This is a genomic window from Tardiphaga sp. 285_C5_N1_2 (genome assembly GCF_052076065.1).
Taxonomy (GTDB): Bacteria; Pseudomonadota; Alphaproteobacteria; order Rhizobiales; family Xanthobacteraceae; genus Tardiphaga; species Tardiphaga robiniae.
On record NZ_CP197241.1, the window covers coordinates 1,854,309 to 1,871,694 of the forward strand.

Annotated in this window: 16 protein-coding genes, 1 tRNA gene and 1 pseudogene; 16 read left to right on the forward strand and 2 right to left on the reverse strand. The window is 60.3% G+C overall.

The annotated features are described in order from the left end of the window. Positions 1 to 16: 16 nt before the first annotated feature. Positions 17 to 448, forward strand: a complete 432-nt coding sequence (locus tag AB7951_RS08735) for a hypothetical protein (protein ID WP_439061759.1) — start codon at positions 17 to 19, stop codon at positions 446 to 448. Between the two features lie 18 nt (positions 449 to 466). Here AB7951_RS08735 and AB7951_RS08740 read toward each other — a convergent pair whose 3' ends face one another. Then, on the reverse strand, positions 467 to 748 hold the full coding sequence (locus AB7951_RS08740) for a hypothetical protein (RefSeq protein WP_147421562.1): 282 nt from the start codon (positions 746 to 748) through the stop codon (positions 467 to 469). 22 nt (positions 749 to 770) lie between these two features. Between AB7951_RS08740 and AB7951_RS08745 the strand changes: the two genes are divergently transcribed. Then, on the forward strand, positions 771 to 1,490 hold the full coding sequence (locus tag AB7951_RS08745; RefSeq protein WP_089264886.1) for an outer membrane protein: 720 nt from the start codon (positions 771 to 773) through the stop codon (positions 1,488 to 1,490). A 1,457-nt stretch (positions 1,491 to 2,947) separates the two neighbouring features. Beyond that, positions 2,948 to 3,022: transfer RNA gene (locus AB7951_RS08750), tRNA-Thr, on the forward strand. Positions 3,023 to 3,636: 614 nt separating this feature from the next. Here AB7951_RS08750 and AB7951_RS08755 read toward each other — a convergent pair. After that, complete coding sequence (locus AB7951_RS08755) at positions 3,637 to 3,822, reverse strand: hypothetical protein (protein WP_120292917.1); 186 nt, start codon at positions 3,820 to 3,822, stop codon at positions 3,637 to 3,639. Between the two features lie 37 nt (positions 3,823 to 3,859). On the opposite strand from AB7951_RS08755, the gene AB7951_RS08760 reads away from it, so the two are divergent. The 13 genes and pseudogenes from AB7951_RS08760 (at position 3,860) to AB7951_RS08820 (ending at position 17,386) form a co-directional block, all read left to right on the forward strand. After that, positions 3,860 to 4,063, forward strand: coding sequence for a hypothetical protein (locus AB7951_RS08760; protein ID WP_141137201.1), 204 nt, complete (start codon positions 3,860 to 3,862; stop codon positions 4,061 to 4,063). A 271-nt stretch (positions 4,064 to 4,334) separates the two neighbouring features. Beyond that, positions 4,335 to 6,419 carry a hydantoinase/oxoprolinase family protein gene (locus AB7951_RS08765; RefSeq protein ID WP_120293142.1) on the forward strand — a complete coding sequence of 695 codons (2,085 nt, stop codon included), beginning with the start codon at positions 4,335 to 4,337 and terminating at the stop codon, positions 6,417 to 6,419. Continuing rightward, positions 6,416 to 8,164, forward strand: coding sequence for a hydantoinase B/oxoprolinase family protein (locus AB7951_RS08770; RefSeq protein ID WP_089267924.1), 1,749 nt, complete (start codon positions 6,416 to 6,418; stop codon positions 8,162 to 8,164). Before AB7951_RS08765 ends, AB7951_RS08770 begins: the two co-directional genes overlap by 4 nt. A 1-nt stretch (position 8,165) precedes the next feature. Further along, complete coding sequence (locus AB7951_RS08775; RefSeq protein ID WP_439066572.1) at positions 8,166 to 8,834, forward strand: TetR/AcrR family transcriptional regulator; 669 nt, start codon at positions 8,166 to 8,168, stop codon at positions 8,832 to 8,834. Positions 8,835 to 8,853: 19 nt separating this feature from the next. Next, positions 8,854 to 9,834: an ABC transporter substrate-binding protein gene (locus AB7951_RS08780; protein ID WP_439061758.1), complete on the forward strand. Its 981-nt coding sequence runs from the start codon at positions 8,854 to 8,856 to the stop codon at positions 9,832 to 9,834. A 1-nt stretch (position 9,835) separates the two neighbouring features. Continuing rightward, the gene (locus AB7951_RS08785; RefSeq protein WP_120292923.1) at positions 9,836 to 10,633 is read left to right on the forward strand and encodes an ABC transporter ATP-binding protein; all 798 of its coding nucleotides are present in this window, start codon (positions 9,836 to 9,838) and stop codon (positions 10,631 to 10,633) included. Beyond that, a complete protein-coding gene (locus AB7951_RS08790) occupies positions 10,630 to 11,439 on the forward strand; it encodes an ABC transporter permease (protein WP_439061757.1) in 810 nt (269 codons plus the stop codon). The genes AB7951_RS08785 and AB7951_RS08790 overlap by 4 nt, the downstream gene beginning before the upstream one ends. Continuing rightward, positions 11,388 to 12,365 carry a DMT family transporter gene (locus AB7951_RS08795; protein WP_120292925.1) on the forward strand — a complete coding sequence of 326 codons (978 nt, stop codon included), beginning with the start codon at positions 11,388 to 11,390 and terminating at the stop codon, positions 12,363 to 12,365. Before AB7951_RS08790 ends, AB7951_RS08795 begins: the two co-directional genes overlap by 52 nt. A 56-nt stretch (positions 12,366 to 12,421) precedes the next feature. Next, positions 12,422 to 12,658: pseudogene (locus AB7951_RS08800) on the forward strand (LysR substrate-binding domain-containing protein); the annotation flags it as partial. A 675-nt stretch (positions 12,659 to 13,333) separates the two neighbouring features. Continuing rightward, positions 13,334 to 14,494: a transporter substrate-binding domain-containing protein gene (locus tag AB7951_RS08805; RefSeq protein ID WP_120292927.1), complete on the forward strand. Its 1,161-nt coding sequence runs from the start codon at positions 13,334 to 13,336 to the stop codon at positions 14,492 to 14,494. Beyond that, positions 14,491 to 15,156, forward strand: a complete 666-nt coding sequence (locus AB7951_RS08810; RefSeq protein WP_120292929.1) for an ANTAR domain-containing response regulator — start codon at positions 14,491 to 14,493, stop codon at positions 15,154 to 15,156. The genes AB7951_RS08805 and AB7951_RS08810 overlap by 4 nt, the downstream gene beginning before the upstream one ends. Positions 15,157 to 15,167: 11 nt before the next feature. After that, the gene (locus tag AB7951_RS08815; protein WP_120292931.1) at positions 15,168 to 16,406 is read left to right on the forward strand and encodes an urea ABC transporter substrate-binding protein; all 1,239 of its coding nucleotides are present in this window, start codon (positions 15,168 to 15,170) and stop codon (positions 16,404 to 16,406) included. 107 nt (positions 16,407 to 16,513) lie between these two features. Further along, positions 16,514 to 17,386 (forward strand): ABC transporter permease subunit, encoded by an 873-nt coding sequence (locus tag AB7951_RS08820; protein ID WP_089267934.1) that lies wholly within the window; start codon positions 16,514 to 16,516, stop codon positions 17,384 to 17,386.

Here is a 17,386-nt window from a genome sequence, read left to right on the forward strand (position 1 = left end):
TGAGACGGCACGACGGATGAGACGGCATTTGGGGATATCGGCGAAACAGGCAGCAGCGGTACTGCTGCCGCTTTGGCTTGCAGCATGCGGAGGCGGCGGCGCCGGTGGCATCAGCTTCACGGATGATCAGGGCGTTGCCGCGCAGCCATTTCCGACCAATTATCGCGTCGATCTGCTGGCGTTCTTCAAGACCTATCTGAACAATCCGGTCGGCGTTCGTGACGCCATGATGGCGGAGCCGGTGCAGCGCACCGTCGGCGGACGGCTGCGCTATGTCAGTTGCGTGCGCTACACGGCGAAGGATTTCGATGGCAGATACACCGCGCCGCAGGAGCGGGCGGTATCCTATGTCGACAAGCGCCTCGATCGCATTGTCGAGAATGTCACCGAAGCCTGCGCCGGCGCCACCTACGCGCCGTTCCCCGAAATGGAAAAGATGACGCGGTAGCGCGTTGTTGGCAGCTCTTTAGATCTGCTGTCGGTGCTCGATGCGAGCACGATCAATGCCGACGTTGGCGCCCTCAACTGACCGCAACGTCGCCACGAGATTGCCGCAGCCCGGCGTGGGTATCTGGACACTGAAAACCCGATCAAGTTCGTGTGAGCATTGAACCAAAAGCCATTTCGCTCCGCCTGAAAATGAATAAATCCAAAAGTGTTGCTGCTTTGTCGCAGTCGGCAAACATCGATGTGGCAACGCCTGCCGTGAAGCAACCAAACTGCCGCCACGTTGTTTTTCGATGGTCATTACGCAACACAGGGGAACAACCATGAAGAAGCTTTTGCTCAGCGCGTCGGCCATCGTTGCCGTGGCCGCGATCTCATCTTCAGCCTTCGCTGCCGACCTTCCGGCGCGGACCTATACCAAGGCCCCGGCCTATACGGCGCCGGCTTTGGTCTACAACTGGACCGGTTTCTACATCGGCGGCCATCTCGGCGGCGCCTTCGGTGACGGCAACAGCCTCGTCGGCGATAGCGGCCGGTTCATGGGCGGTGTGCAGGGCGGCTTCGACTATCAGTTCGCCACCAACTGGGTGGTCGGTGTCGAAGCCCAGTACAGCTGGCTGGCGAGCAGCAATACCAGCCTCGTCTTCCCGAATGGCACGACCATCACGGGCGGCGGTAACGATCAGCTCGGCTCGGTCACCGGTCGTCTCGGTTACACCTGGGGTCCGGCACTGCTCTACGCCAAGGGCGGTTACGCCTGGAAGGATAACAACAACCTGACCATCGCCGCTGTCGCTCCCGCGGTTGCTGTGATCGATGGCAACAAGAAGGACGGCTACACGGTCGGTGGCGGTCTCGAATACATGTTCTCGCCGAACTGGTCAGGCAAGGTCGAATATCAGTACTATAACTTCGGCAACACCACGATCACCTCGACGGCCATTCCCGGCGGCTCGACCAGCTTCAACAACGACGAGCACACCATCAAGGCCGGTCTGAACTATCGCTTCGGCTGGGGCGGCCCGGTGGTCGCCAAGTACTGAGCAAGTACGAAACCGCTTCAATCTTCGACGGAAAGGCCGGCATCACGCCGGCCTTTTTTGTGTGGGGGCGTTGTCTTTCTTTCCCTCCCTCAAGCGGCGAAGCCGCGCAGTGGGGAGGGTGGCTGGCCGAAGGCCAGACGGGTGGGGCGCTTCCACTGGCTCAGTGCTTGCGGAGGCACCCCACCCCGGCCTCCACCTCGTCGATGCTTCGCATCGTCTCGCTCGGCCGACTAAGGCGGACGAATTCGTCCGCCGGACCCCACTGCGCATTGCTACGCAATGCTTGAGGGAGGGAAACTTCTGGCGCCTGTGCGCCATCGCAGATTCAACTGTCAAACAGCCACTGCTCTTCAGACATGCGTCATCACCCCCATTGTTTGCGGCGCGGGGGCGCCGTCGTGGTTTGCATTCCCACCCTCTTGTGAGAGGGCGTGCGGAACGCCGGGTGCCCGTTGCACCCTTGGGCCTGATGCGAATGCGGTCTTCCGCAATTGAGAGTGCATCAGGACTTTCGGAGGCGCCGAGCAAGTGCCCGACGTTCCGCCTGCGGTGTTTTTTCGGTTGCCTGCACATCTGCCATGGCGAACGGTCCCATCACCAAAATTAATGTCCCAGGGCGGAGGGACAGGGTAGCCGCAAAGCACTTGGCCGAACGCGTTTCGATTTGGTCGTCCGTCACACTGTCCAGGGAGTCTTTCCGCCCAGGGCCGGCCGTCTCCTTGCCAGTGGCAGTGCTGGCGCAGATCCGTCCTGCCCGAAGACAGACGTCACCCCATGAACCGCGTGACGCCGCATCTCCGGCGTCCACCGCATCCCACCCCGCGAACGTGACGATCGCGATCGCCCCTCTCGGTGGGGCAGGACGAAGGGGAATATAATCCACGTCGGGATATTGTCAACACTAGATAGGAAAAAATGTTTAGCGCGTCCCTGGCCACAAATTGTCATTCCGGGGCGCGGCCGGCACTTGCCGGACGCGAACCCGGAATCTCAGCGTGGGAGACTACGATCGCGCCAAACACAGCGGGATTCCGGGTTCGCGCTCTGCCGGCTTCGCCGGCGACGCGCGCCCGGGAATGACGAGCGCGGGGCAGTAGACAGTCGAGCTCTCCGCTGCCCCCGCACCAGGAATCGAAAGTAAACGAGTCCTGAATCCCGGGAAAAATAAGGTTCGAGACTCCCTTGCCAGAATCGCTTGATGGTTGTCGGGCGATGAGAATGATCGACAATATCCGCAGCGACGGGGTGCAGGTGGCACTCACGGTCGCCCTGATGGCCGCCTGTGCGGTCAATCTGCTGCTGCTTTACGCGTGGCTGTAAGCGCATGCGCCGGTTTGGCGCGCGCGGGAGTAGCCCTTGCCGGACAACTCTGATATCTGACTGCGCGACGCGGGCAGGCGACTGGTCCGGACGTCCCATTTCGATCTTGGGAAATCAATTAACCCATTGATCTTGTTGCCGGTTTAGCTCAGCGGTAGAGCAGCGGTTTTGTAAACCGAAGGTCGGGAGTTCAATCCTCTCAACCGGCACCATTTCGCATTTTTCACCGAAAGTTTCTGCCAAGTACCTGAAAGGGAGCGAAAATTCGGGAGTTCGATACACCCCGTTTTTGCCGTATCTTAGAGGTGTTTGAAAGGCCAGTCTCAGTACGGTCTGACGCATCACGTAGTCGCCGTTTTCGTAGATGTACCAAGGGTTTGCCAGAAATCTCAGGGCCAGTTCGATACAATCCTCCAGCCGCCCCTTGGGCGGTACCGTTCTGGCAACCCGTTCGGCGAGAACGATCTTTTCGCGTTCGAGCTTTTCGATCCGGGTCTCGTAAGCGCTCACAACCGATGGGCTGGAGGCATCGACGACGCGATCCAAGAGATTTCCGATCTGCCGTTCGACATCCGTAAATTGCTTTTGAAGCGCACTCTTCTCGTTTTTGGCAGCGGCCAGCCGCATGTCCCAAGCATCACATAGCATTGCCTTGGCCAGATCGAAGAGCCCTTCCGCGGGCTGCAAGGTCTTGATGATCTCTGCAAAGCCGTCTTCGAGCTTCGCGCGCGGCACTGACTTGCTTTTAGCCTCACAGCCCCGAGTCATGCATAAATAATAAGGGTAGTGACGGTAGCGCCCCTTCGACCATGCGGCGGTCATCGGGTTACTGTCGATTAACTGGTGACTTCTCCAGCGGTGTCTCGCCGTCGAGCCAGTCCCCTTCCTCGGCCAACGCGAGCCATGCAGCTTCCATGCGCTTGAAACGATTCCTGGCTGGCTCGCTATCGGCTGCAGCGGCCATCTCCGCGCAGTTCTCTGCATTCGCCCGGTAAGCGTCGGACTGTTTCATTGTCGGATCCTACGCTGTCCGGAGGGAGCGTGGAAGCGTGGAACAACTTCCCGCGTTGCGGTACAACATCGGCATGAAACCAACGAAGTCGCTGAGGAAGCAGGCCGAGAAAGCCGAGGCCGTAGCTCATCGCTCGGAAGACACCGAGCATGCTGAACCGATGCGGAATCTGGCTGAAGCGTTCCGCGCGCAAGCCGATGCCCTGAAGGCTGCAAGGAAGAAGGGGAAAGCGAAGAAATAGCCTTCGCCTTATTGGCTACTGCCTTCCAGCCGGTCAAATATTGTCCAATAAACCGACTGACGCATCAGCGAACGTTGACGTAGCTATCAAGAAGGCGAACCCCGACCCTACGCTTGGTCGTGCGTCGCCAGCCAATCCGTCATGATCAAAAGTGAGCTTTTAGCCTGTTTTTCGGGCGCTGGGCGCTGAAAACAGCAGCTTGACACTCTGCATCCTCTAGTCGAGATTATTGACTAACTGGTTAGTAATGACGAGGCAGGCGATCGTGGCTATGGCGTCAGGCGGAAAAATCCGGGTTGCGGTCGATATCGGTGGGACATTCACCGACATCGCGTTGTTCCTTGAATTCGGCCTGATCCATCAGAGTAAGATCTCCTCAACACCTGAGGATCCTAGCCGAGCGGTTGTCGATGGCGTGGGCAGCTTGTTAGCGGAGCTGTCGATCGAGCCTTCCGCTGTTGCCGAAGTGCTGCACGGCACCACCGTTGGCTCCAACACCATCTTGCAACGGTCGGGCGCCAAGACTGGACTGATCACGACGCGCGGCTTCCGGGACGTGCTGGAGATCGGGCGCATCCGGATGCCCGATATGTTCGACCTGACATGGGTGAAGCCGCAGCCATTGGTGCCGCGCCGGTATCGTATGGAAGTGACCGAACGCATGGCGGCCGACGGAACGACGGTCGAGCCGCTCTCCGAAGCAAGCGTCATCGCGGCCGGAGAAGCGCTGGTCGCCGAGGATATCGAGGCCGTCGCGATCGCATTCATCAACAGCTATCGGAATCCGGCGCATGAATTGCAGGCCGAAGCGATCTTGCGGGCCAATTTCCCGCAATTGCTGGTGACGACATCCTGCGCGGTGCTGCCCGAGATGAAGGAATATGAGCGGACCAGCACGACGGTGGTGAATGCATATCTGCTGTCGGCCATGCGCACTTATCTGCAGAAGCTTGAATCGGGTCTGCGCTCGATCGGCGTGGCTGCGCCCATTCTGGTCATGACCTCGAATGGCGGCATGCTGGCTGCCAATGTGACCTGCGAGAAGCCGGTGCTGGTGGTGGCGTCCGGTCCTGCGGGCGGTGTCATCGGCGCAGCACGGCTCGGCATCGCGCGTGACGATCGCGACGTCATCGTGTTCGACATGGGCGGCACCACGGCCAAGGCGGTCATTATCGAGGACGGCCGCCCGACCATGACGTCGGAATACGAATTCCGCGATGGAATTTCGACGTCGAGCCGGTTCATCAAGGCCGGCGGCTATATGCTCAAGGTGCCGGCTATCGATATCGCCGAGGTTGGCGCCGGCGGCGGCTCCATTGCCGGCATCGACAAAGGTGGCCTGCTGGTCGTCGGCCCGCAATCCGCAGGTGCCGTTCCGGGCCCGGCCTGCTATGGGCTCGGCAACACAAAGCCGACAGTGACAGATGCCAATGTTGTGCTCGGTTTCATCAACGCCACGTCGCTGGCTGGCGGCAATCTCAATATCGATCGCAAGCTAAGCGAGACTGCCATCCGTACCCATGTCGGCGACCCGCTCGACCTCACTCTACTGGACGCCGCACATGGCATTCGTGCCGTCGCCAATGCGGCGATGGCGCGTGCCGTGCGCGCCGTCACCGTCGAGCGTGGTCGCGATCCGCGCGATCTCACGTTGATGGCATTTGGCGGCAACGGGGGCGTGCATGCGCCGGATCTCGCGCGTCAGTTGGGCATTCCGCGCGTCGTGGTGCCGCCGATGTCGGGAATTTTCAGCGCACTGGGCATGCTGGCTTCCGATATTGAGCATACCGCACTGAAAACCGTCAGCCTATATCTCGACGGGATGCAGGTCAGCGACCTCAAGGCGATCAAGTCCGAGCTGCAACAGCAAGTGGCGGGGCAACTCGCCGGCGATGGCTATCAGGCCGAACGCACGATGTTTCTGTGGGAAGCCGATCTGCGCCATGAAGGTCAGGCCACCGAACTCACGGTGCCGTTCGAGGGCGAAGATTTCGATCAGATCCGTGAGCGGTTCATCGCCGAGTATTTCAAGACCTATGGCTATCGTGACGCCACGCCGATCGAACTGATGAAAGTGCGCGTGGCCGGGCGCGGCCTGCGCGATAACCGCCTGGATTTTGCGGCCATGAAGATCGCCGCGCGGCAGGGCGCATCGCGTTCCGGAACCCGCGACGTTTCCTTCGCGCGTGGCGAGGCCGCTGTCGCGGTCGAGATCGTCGATCGCGGCGCGGTCGGAATGTCGCCACGGCAGGGACCTCTGATCATCGAGGAATTCGACGCCACCATCATCGTGCCGCCCGATGCTCGGGTGCACAAGGATGCGATCGGCTGCATCGTGCTGGAGTTCGAGGTATGAAAGTCGATCCGATCACCTTCGCGGTCATCAAGAGCGGCCTGGATTCCATCGCCGACGACATGGCCTATACGGTCGTGCGCATAGCGCGTTCGGAAATCGTCAAGGACGTGATGGATTTTTCCGCGGCAATCTGTGCCGGCGACGGCCAGATGGTGGCGCAGGCCAAGACCATCGCCCAGCATCTCGGCGCGATTCCGGAGGCCATGGCCTCCGTGCTCAGCAAATACGAAGGTGATCTGCACGACGGCGACGTCGTCATCATGAACGATCCCTATCATGGCGGCATGCATCTGCCAGACATCTTCATGTTCGTGCCGATCTTCCACAGCGGCAAGCGGCGCGCTTTCGCGGTGGTGATCTGCCATCACACCGATGTCGGCGGCCGCGTGCCCGGCTCCAACGCATCGGATTCGACCGAGATCTATCAGGAAGGGCTGCGAATTCCGCCGCTCAAGCTCTACGACCGCGGTGTCCTGAACACGACGCTGGAGGCGCTGATCAAGATCAATGTCCGGGTCCCGGATCGGGTCTGGGGCGATCTTTCGGCACAGTTCGCGGCGGCTCAGGTCGGCAAGCGCGGGCTGGAAAAGCTGATGCAGCGTTACGGCGCCGACGATGTCGATGCCTATATGCAGGAATTGCTCGACTACGCGGAACGCCTGACGCGGCAGGAGATCAAGACCTGGCCGAAGGGCACCTATCACTTCACCGACTATATCGACGATGACGGTTTTTCCGACACGCCGATTCCTATCAAGGTCGCGATCACCGTCAACGGCGACGGTACGCTGCTGGTCGACTACACGGGCTCTTCGCCACAGGTGAAGGGCGCGCTGAACTCGACGCTCAGTTTTACGCATTCGCTGACCTATCTCAGCGTGCGCTGCGTGCTGGCGAAGGACGTGCCGAACAATGTCGGTCTGTTTCGCTGCATCACAGTGAAGGCGCCGGAAGCCTCGGTGCTTAATCCCGTCATGCCGGGGCCTTGCGCAGCACGCGCGCTGACGGGGTACCGCGTGTTCGACACGATGCTTGGCGCGCTTGCGCAGATCGTGCCGGACAAGGTGCCGGCGGCCGGCGAGGGCGGCAATAGCGTCATCTGCATCAGTGGTCTCAGGCCGAACCGCCAGCCCTTCATCATCGTCGACATGATCTGCGGCGCCTGGGGCGGTCGTCCCGACAAGGACGGGTTGGAGGCCGTCACCAACGCCTCGCAGAACCTCTCGAACATGCCGGTCGAAGTGATGGAAGCCGAGCATCCGGTTCGGATCGAGGACTATTCGTTCGTGCCCGATAGCTGCGGCGCCGGACAATATCGCGGCGGTGTCGGCATTCGCCGTAGTTATCGTATCCTCGCGCCGGAAGCGCTGCTGCAATTGCGCACCGACCGCGTCAAGTTTCATCCCTATGGTCTCAATGGGGGCGAGCCCGGCGGCTTGTCGAAGAACTACATCGAGATCGGCAATGAGCGTAGTGCGATTCCTGGCAAGATCACGCGGAATGTCACTGAGGGCGCGCTCCTGATCCACGAGCAGGCCGGTGCAGGCGGCTTCGGCAATCCGCTGCTGCGTGATCCCTCCGATGTGCGCGAGGATTTCCTGGACGGCAAGATCACGGCCGAGTTCGCGCGAAAGCATTATGCTGTGACATTCGGCCCGCGTGGCGTGCTGGACGTCGAGGGAACTGCGGCACTACGATCCTCACGGGACGCCCCGCCATTACCGGAAGGGCGCCATGGAGCTTAGTGTGGCCGCGCCCAGCAAGATCACCCGCAATCCGGAAGCGAGCCGCGCCAAGATCCTGGACGCGGCACGGATCGAATTCGTCTCCAACGGGCTTAACGGCGCGCGCGTCGATCGCATCGCCGAACAATCCGGTGTCAACAAGAACCTGATCTACCATTATTTCGGCTCCAAGGACGAGCTCTATCTGGCAGTACTCGAGCGCATCTATACGGACTTGCGTACTAAGCAGCAGGATGAAGACCTGCGCGGTCTGCCGCCGGTCGAAGGCATGAAGCGACTGGTCAGCAGCACGTTCGATCATTTCGTTGCGACGCCGGATCTAATCCGGTTGATGAGCATCGAGAACATCCATTATGCGCAGCACCTCAAAAGTTCGAGCACCATCAAGCCGCTCTATCGCGGGTTGCTCGACACGATCCAGATCCTGCTGAAACGCGGCCAGACCGAGGGTGTGTTTCGCGCCAATGTCGATGCGGTCGATCTCTATATGTCGATCTCCGGCCTCGCTTACTTCTTTCTGTCCAATCAGCACACATTGTCCTGGCTGCTCGACCGCGATCTCGCGGCGCGCCGACGTGTGCTCAAGAGACGCCAGCACGTCGTCGAGATGGTGCTGAGCTATTTGACGCAGAATTCGCCGGCAGAAGCGGATGGCGCCGACATAGAGTAATCAAACCGGAGATTGGGATATGAGAAGGCTTTTTCTATCGACCCTGATGCTTCTAGGTGCTGCGGCCTGCGCGGGTGTTTCGCCTGCTCTGGCTCAGGATAAATTGTCGGTGCGGCTGGATTTCTCGCCGTGGGGCGTGCAGGCGGCAATGCATCTGGCTCAGAACCGCGGTTGGTTCAAGGAAGCCAAGCTCGATGTTGATATTCAGGATGGTCGCGGCTCTGGCAATACGATTCAGTTGGTCAATGCCGGGCAGGCGGATGTCGGTCAGGTTCAGGTGGGGTTGGTTGGCTCCGCACGGGCCAAGGGCGCCACTATTCGCTCGATCGCGACGTTCCAGCGCAAGACCGATCTCTGCATTCTGGTCGACAAGACGTCGCCGATGGAGAAGGTCGCCGATTTGCGCGGTAAGAGCGTCGTCGTCTTTGCGGCAAGCCCATGGGCGCCCTTCATAGACGTCTATCTGAAATCCGGCGGACTGACGCGTGACGATCTCAAGGTTGAAGTTGTCGATCCAGCTGCATTGTGGGGCACCTATATTGCCAAGCGATCCGATGGTCTGATGTCGACCGTCGGTTCTGCGCTCCCGCTCGCGGAAGCGACCCGCCCGTCGAAGTGTCTGTTGGCATCTGATGCGGGCATTGCGTTCCCGAGCTACGGCCTGGTCGCACGCGACGAAGTGATCGCCAGCAAGGGACCGGCGTTGAAGCGTCTTATCGAGGTGCAGCAACGCGCTTGGCAGCATCTGCGCACCAATCCCGAAGACGGCGTGAAGGCGATGATCGCGGAGCGCCCGGACGCCAAGCTGGACCCCGTGGTGCTGCTCGGACAGATCAAGCTGACGCTGGATTACTTCAATACGTCGGCGTCGCAGGGCAAGCCGATCGGCTGGCAGGCACAGGCGGACTGGGAAGCGGCGGGCAAGTCGATGGAGGCCGCGGGCGTATTGCCGGCCGGCTGGAAAGCGACGGACTACTACACCAACAGCCTCGTTGAGTAACATGGCGCCTCCTGCTTCATCAGAAACAGCGGCCTATGTTGCGCTCGGCCGCGTGGGGAAGACTTATGCCTCCCCGCGCGGGCCGGTCGCGGCGCTGGTCGATATCGATCTCGATATCCGGCCGCAGGAATTCGTCAGCGTGGTTGGCCCATCCGGCTGCGGCAAGAGCACCTTGCTGAAGCTGGTGGCCGGCCTCGAAGGGACGACCTTCGGAACGATCGACATTGGCGGCAAACCGCTCGACGGCACGCCGGATCGGCTTGGCGTCGTGTTCCAGCGCGATGTCCTGCTGGACTGGCGCACCATTCTCGACAATGTCCTGCTGTCGATCGAATTCACCCGCAAACCGACCGCCGATGAACGCGCGCGGGCGGTGGCTTTGCTGAACCGGTTTGGCCTCGGTGGCTTCGAGCATCGGTTTCCGTGGGAACTGTCGGGTGGTATGCGACAACGCGCATCGATCTGCCGGGCACTGCTGGCCGATCCCGACCTGCTGCTGATGGATGAACCATTTGGCGCGCTCGATGCCATGACCCGCGATGATCTCAACATCGAGCTCGCGCAGATCTGGCAGGATACGCGCAAGACGCTCTTGTTCATCACGCATTCGATTGCGGAAGCCGTTTTCCTGTCAGATCGCGTCGTCATGATGAGCAAGGCGCCGGGCATGGTGGTCGATGTCATCACCATCGACCTCCCGCGGCCACGCCTGCTTGCAGTGCGCGACACGCCGGAATTCGCCGCCTATGTGCACCGGATCCGTCACCACTTCGCCGAGTTGGGGATCGTCAAGGAATGATGCGTTTCGCATGGCGTCTGTTTCTGGGCGATAACGAAACACGCGATGTCGTCGTCGTGCTGGCCGCAGCTCTTGTTCTGTGGGAGATCGGGGTTTACGTCTTCCAGCCGTCGCCGCTGATCCTGCCGGCGCCGTCGGCGATCTTTGCCGCGTTTCTGGAGACGCCTGGGTTGTTCCTGCGTCATCTCGGCTTTACGCTCTGGATGACATGCCTCGGCTTTGTACTGGCGGTCGTCATCGGCGTCGCGCTGGCGGTTGGGATTGTCTATTCGAAATTCCTCGAGCGGACTATTTATACGCTGCTCGTGGCGCTCAACTCGATCCCGAAAGTGGCGCTGGCGCCGCTGTTCGTTATCTGGATGGGCACCGGTCCTGAGCCCAAGGTGGCGATTGCGTTAATGCTGGCGATCTTTCCGATCGTCATCGATATGGTTCTAGGCCTGCGGTCGGTGGATCCCGACATGCTGGCGCTGGCCAAGGTATCAAAGGCATCGTCTTGGGCCGTATTGATAAAAATCCGCTTTCCCTGCGCTTTGCCGAGTCTGTTCGCGGGCATGAAAGTGGCGATCTCGTTCGCGCTGGTGGGCGCCATCGTCGGAGAGTTCGTGGCCGGCAGCCGGGGGATCGGTTTTCAGATACTTGTTGCACAAGGGCAGTTCGATACGGTGCGTGTGTTCGTGTCGTTGCTGTTGTTGGGCGTGGTCGGAACAATCCTCTTCTTTCTCGTCGACTATGCTGAGCGGCTATCCCTGCCATGGCACGTCTCGCAACGCGGGCGTCATCAGTCATCCGCCGATCGGGCATGAACGGCGGCTCGCGATCACTCGGTACGCTTGCGCTGATAGTGACTGCGGCACTCTGGGGCAGCAACCATGTGGTCGCGCGGGCCGCGCGTGACGCGGCGCCTTTGCCGGCGCTGGTGTTCTGGCGCTGGCTGCCCGCTCTCGTCATTCTCACAGTCATTGCGTGGCCGTCCCTGCGGCGCGCCTGGCCTGAGATCCGGCCGCGGCTGGGCGAATTGACGATCGGTGGCGTTGTCGGCGTCGGCCTGTTTTCGTTTCTTCTGATCGGCGGAGCCTATCAAAGCCCAGCCATCGAAGTGGGCTTCATCAATGCCACGACGCCGGTATGGGTCGTGTTGATCGGCTGGATCATGGGGCAGGGGCAGATCGCCCGAATGGGCCAAGGTGGGCTCGCTCTGGCTTTTGTCGGCACGCTCCTGATCATCAGCAAGGGCGATCTGCTGCGACTGACCGGGCTGCAACTGAATCTTGGAAATCTCTGGTCGCTTCTCGCAGCGATCTTCTTTGCGTGGTTCTCGATCCGTGTGCGCGAATGGTCGCGCGTAATCGAAACCTTGCCGCTCACGGTGGTGACTGCCTGGGCAGGTCTCCTGGTCGTATCGTTGCCGGTCTATGTCACATGGGTTGCCAGCGGCGGTCCATGGTTCGCCTGGACCGACGCTGACATGGCCATAGCCCTAGGCGCGATCGCCTATACCGGATTGGGTCCTACCATGCTTGGTAACGTGTTCTATATCTACGGCGTAGCCACCAACGGACCGACGCGTGCTGCAGGATTTCTGTATCTCAGCCCGCTGTGTACGGCAGTGTTTTCGATCTGGTGGCTGGGCGAACATCTCGCCTGGTATCACGTCGTCGGGATCGCGGCGATTTTCGCCGGATTGATCCTGTTGGGACGCCTGGGGCGAGAGAGAAAGGCGATTTCGTAGCTACCGGATATTGCTGCGTAGAATGAAGCCAACCTTGAATTTGGAAACCCGGGTAGGTCTTCAGTGCCGAAGTTTATATCGCCTGCTGCCTTGCCAGCTTCGGCCTCATCCAGATCCCGGCCTACGATGTAAAGCGCCACCTCGACGCGGGCGAACTCGTCGAGGTGATGCCCCATCATCGAGCTGCGCCGATGCCGATGGCACTGCTCTATCCACACCGTCAGCATCTCTCTCGAAGGTTTCAGGTCTTTGCGGACTGGCTGGGTGGACTGTTGAAACGTGAGCTGCTGTGATGGCGACAGGGCGGGAACTGGTGCTTGAATGGCTGGATCTCATCCCGCGGCGTTACAAGTGTGTTTGAGCATTACCGCGAGCGCGTCGAAAGTTGATTGACCTGCGGCTCCATGGTCGCGCTCAGCGAGCTCCTCTCGCAGATGCCGCTCATCTAATAGGACTAAATACAGAATCGACGAAGAGCCACGCAATGTCGCAGTGTATGGTCCAAGCGGTCTCCTCGTTGGTGGTCGTCAAATTGCTGGCGTTTTCATTCAACTCGTCTTCGAAGGTCGATACTTTTTGTTTGCCGGTTCATAATACATCTGTTGGGTATGACCTGCGATTTAATTCGATAGCTGTGGATGGTAGGTGATGCTCCGCATTGCCGTCTGAATGGATCCTGACGCAATGACTGTCATTGGCGCTCGTGCAACCAGTGTAATTTCCCGGCGCCCTGCATAGTTTTGCTGCAACGAGGGATGAATTGAAGCAACTCTCGCCGTAACAACGTGCTTGACAGTATGGTCGTTCTAAGGGAGCTTAAACTGCAAGCGTTGGGCAGAGCTGCCCGATAACGCTACAAGTTCAAACCATTTCCAACACCGCGCTTCAAATTCAAGCGTGTCCAGTTGGTGGCGAGGGCGCCCACGGCTTCACAGCCGGCGGGCGCTTTTTTTGTTTTGGATCGGCTAATGGCGCGGAAGCACTATCGCATCGGCATAATGTTCTCGACGACAGGGTCCTACAGCGTCGTCGCACGCTCGATGCTGAACGGCGCGTTGCTGGCGTTCCAGGAGAATGCCGAGGCAGACGGTGCGGTGACGTTGGAGCCCGTCGTGGTGAACCCGTCGGGCGATCTTGAACGTTACCGCGCGCTTAGCCTCGAGCTGCTTGGCGCCGGCATCCGCCAAGTTTTGGGCTGCTATACGTCTTCGAGTCGCAAGGAGGTCATTCCCTGCTTCGAGAAGTTTGACGGGTTGCTCTGGTATCCGTCGCATTATGAAGGGTTCGAGAGTTCGGACAATGTGATCTACACCGGAGCATCGCCCAACCAGCACGTGCTGCCACTGGTCGAGTATCTCGCCTCGCGGGTTGGTACTCGCGCATTCTGTGTCGGCTCCAACTACATCTGGGCCTGGGAGAACAACCGCATCTTCCGTGAGGCGCTGACCGCGCGGGGAGGCGCCGTGGTCGCAGAGCGCTACCTGTCCGTGGGCGATACCGAATTCGACCAGGTGATATCGGCGATCCTTGAGCAGCGTCCAGATTTCGTCTTCAACAATCTGATCGGTACGAGCGCCTATGCCTTCTTCCGCGCTTTCCGCGCGGCCTGCCGCGCGCGTGGTATCGATCAGGTCAATGAAATTCCGGTGGCCAGCTGCACGCTGTCAGAGCCGGAGCTTGCGGAGATTGGCGACAAGGCTATCGACGGGCACTTGAGCTCCAGCGTCTATTTCTCCTCGTTGGAATCTCCGGCGAATGCGGCATTCATCGCCGCCTATGCCAAGGCCTTCCCCGGCGGACCAGTATCGTCCGCCGACGCAGAAGCGTCCTACATCGCCGTCAAGCTTCTGGCCGCAGCATTGGAGCAGGCGGGTACCGATGATGCACGCGCCGTGCGCGCCGCGGTCGCCAGCCAGAGCTTGCTGGCGCCGCAGGGCGAGGTGCGCATTGATCCGCAAACCTATCACGCCTGGCTGACACCGCGGATCGCCCGTTCCACCCTCAATGGGCAGTTCGAAGTGCTGCTGGAGGCACGCAGCCCAATCGCGCCAGATCCCTATCTCGTTCAGTCGTCGCCGCGCTTTGCGAGTGCAATGCGCTCTCCCGTGCTCAGAGTGGTGCAATCATGACATCCCGGTTGCTGCAGAATTTCAAAGGCGGTCGCGCTCTTGTCGTCATCGGACGCGGTGGAAAAGAGGGCTCACTCGAGTCCACCCTCGCCAAACTTGGTGTGACGACCGAATATCCCGAGATCATCGACGGCCGCGCGCAGATCGATGTCGGCAACCTGCAGTCCGAGCGCGATATCCTGTTCATTGACGGCGATCTCGAAGGCGCGGTGGCGATTGAGGTCAATCCCATCTCACGCCTGCCGCCGGTGCCGGTGATCGGTCTGGTCGGCGTCGAGGCGCCGAGCCGTCTGAAGGCGTTGGTCAATCTCGGCGCGACTTCCTTCTTGCGTAAGCCGGTCCATGGCGGCGCCGTCTACACCTCACTGTTCATGGGCGTGAACCAGTTCATGTTGCGTAGCGATATGCATGCCCGCCTTCAGGATCTCGAAGAACGCCGTCGTAGTCGTCGCGCGGTGATCCGCGCGGTGATCTTCTTGATGCAGCAAGACGGTCTCGATGAAGAGAGCGCCTATTCCCAGCTTCGCCGCGAGAGCATGCGCGCGCGGCAGAACTTGGAACTCTACTGCGAGGAATTTCTGAGCAGGCGGGCAAGTGCGCCCGACATTCCCGGCCGCGCGACCAGCATCACGCTGCGAGGCGGCAACAAGCAAGCGATGTAGGAGACACCAACATGACCAAGAATGTGTTGCGGGGGCTGCGCGCCGTAGCCCTCACGGGGACGCTTGTTCTCGCGACAGGTGCGGCGTTTGCGCAAACCCCGATCAAGCTCGGGGTGCTGGAGGACCAGTCCGGCGATTTCGCGGTGGCTACCATCGGAAAAGTGCATGCGATCCAACTCGCGGCCGAAGAGATCAATAAGGCCGGTGGTATCGACGGCCGGCCGCTTGAGCTGGTCGCCTACGACACCCAGTCCGACAACACACGCTATCAGGAATTCATGCGGCGTGTGCTCCAGCGCGACAAGGTCGACGTAGTATTCGCTGGCTTCTCGTCCGCTTCGCGCGAGGCCTATCGCCCGATCGTCGATCAGTTCAACGGCTTCGCATTCTACAACAATCAGTACGAAGGCGGCGTTTGCGACGGCCATATGATTGTCACCGGTGCGGTGCCGGAACAGCAGTTCTCCACGCTCATTCCCTACATGATGGAGAAGTACGGCAAGAACGTCTACACGCTCGCCGCGGATTACAATTTCGGCCAGATATCGGCGGAGTGGGTGCGCAACATCGTCAAGGAGAACGGCGGCAAGATGGCCGGTGAGGAGTTCATCCCGCTCGGCGTGTCCCAGTTCTCACAGAGCATCCAGAATATCCAGAAAGCAAAGCCTGATTTTGTGGTGACGCTGCTGGTTGGCACTGCGCAGGCTTCCTATTACGAGCAGGCGGCATCCGCCAACGTCAATCTGCCGATGGCCTCGTCGGTCAACGTCGGGCAGGGCTACGAACACAAACGCTTCAAGCCGCCAAGCCTGAAGGACATGTACGTCACGACCAACTACATCGAGGAAATCGATACCCCGGCCAGCAAGGCATTCTACACCAAGTTCAAGGCCAAGTTCCCTAACGAGCCCTATGTGAACCAGGAAGCCGAGAATTCCTATCTCGCAGTCTATCTCTATAAGCAGATGGTCGAACGGGCGAAGTCGACCAAGCGGGAAGATATCCGCAAGGTAATCGCGGTCGGTGATGTCTGCATGGATGCGCCGGAGGGCAAGGTCTGTATCGACCCGAAGAGCCAGCATATGTCGCACACCATTTATCTCGCCAAGGTCGGGGCCGATCATTCGATCTCGTTTCCGAAAGTGTGGGAGGGCATCAAGCCGTACTGGCTGGGCGATGCCGGTTGCGATCTGACCAAGAAGGATCCTATGGCGCAGTACACGCCCTCGAACCCGCCGCCGAAACCCTGACATCGGCGTCGGCGCCGTCCCGGCAGGTACGTCTGCCTGCCGGGACAGTGTTCTCGAAGAGCTGAAGTTTCCCTCGCATTTCGAATTTGCATCATCCCGGTTGGTTCATGGACATCGCAACGCATATATTCTCGGCGCTCTATCAGTTCGGCGATGCATTCGCTTTTCTCGTGCTGTCGGCATGCGGACTCGCGGTGATCTTCGGCATGATGGGCGTGATCAATCTCGCCCATGGCGAGTTCATCATGTGCGGCGCCTATGTGACGGCTTCCACCGTCCATCTCGGCCTGCCGCTGCCGCTGGCGATCTTGGCCGGGGCCATCGTCGCCGCGTTGGTCGGCGCGCTAGTCGAACTCGTGGTGATCCGCCATCTCTATGACCGGCCGCTCGACACCATCGTGGCAACCTGGGGCCTGAGCCTCATTGCGACCCAGGGGACGCTGATCTTGGTGGGCTCGTCCATGGCCGGCGTCGGAACGCCGTTCGGCAGCTTTCAGGTTGGCGAGTATTCTTATTCCATCTATCGCCTCGTGCTGTTTGCCTCCGCGCTCGGCGTACTCGGCGGCCTCTATATGCTGTTCAACTGGACGCGCTTCGGCGTGCTTGCCCGCGCCACCATCCAGGTGCCGCACATGGCCGCGGCTCTCGGTGTCGATACCCGCCTGATCTACAGTCTCACCTTTGCCTGCGGTGCCGGGCTCGCCGGTCTTGCAGGTGGCCTGTACGCGCCCACCATGACGCTGGTGCCGACGATGGGCGCCACCTTCATCATGGAGGCCTTCGTCACCGTGGTGATTGGTGGGGCCGACGTATTCCTCGGTACCGCGCCGGCCGGCGCGATCCTCGCGGTGGTGAAGTCGGTGATGACCTCCTGGCAGGGACAATTGTTTGGCCAGATCGGTTTGCTGGTCGCCGTGATCATCGTTGTCCGGGTCCTGCCGAAAGGCATCTCCGGCTTCCTGCTGCGCGAACGAACCTGA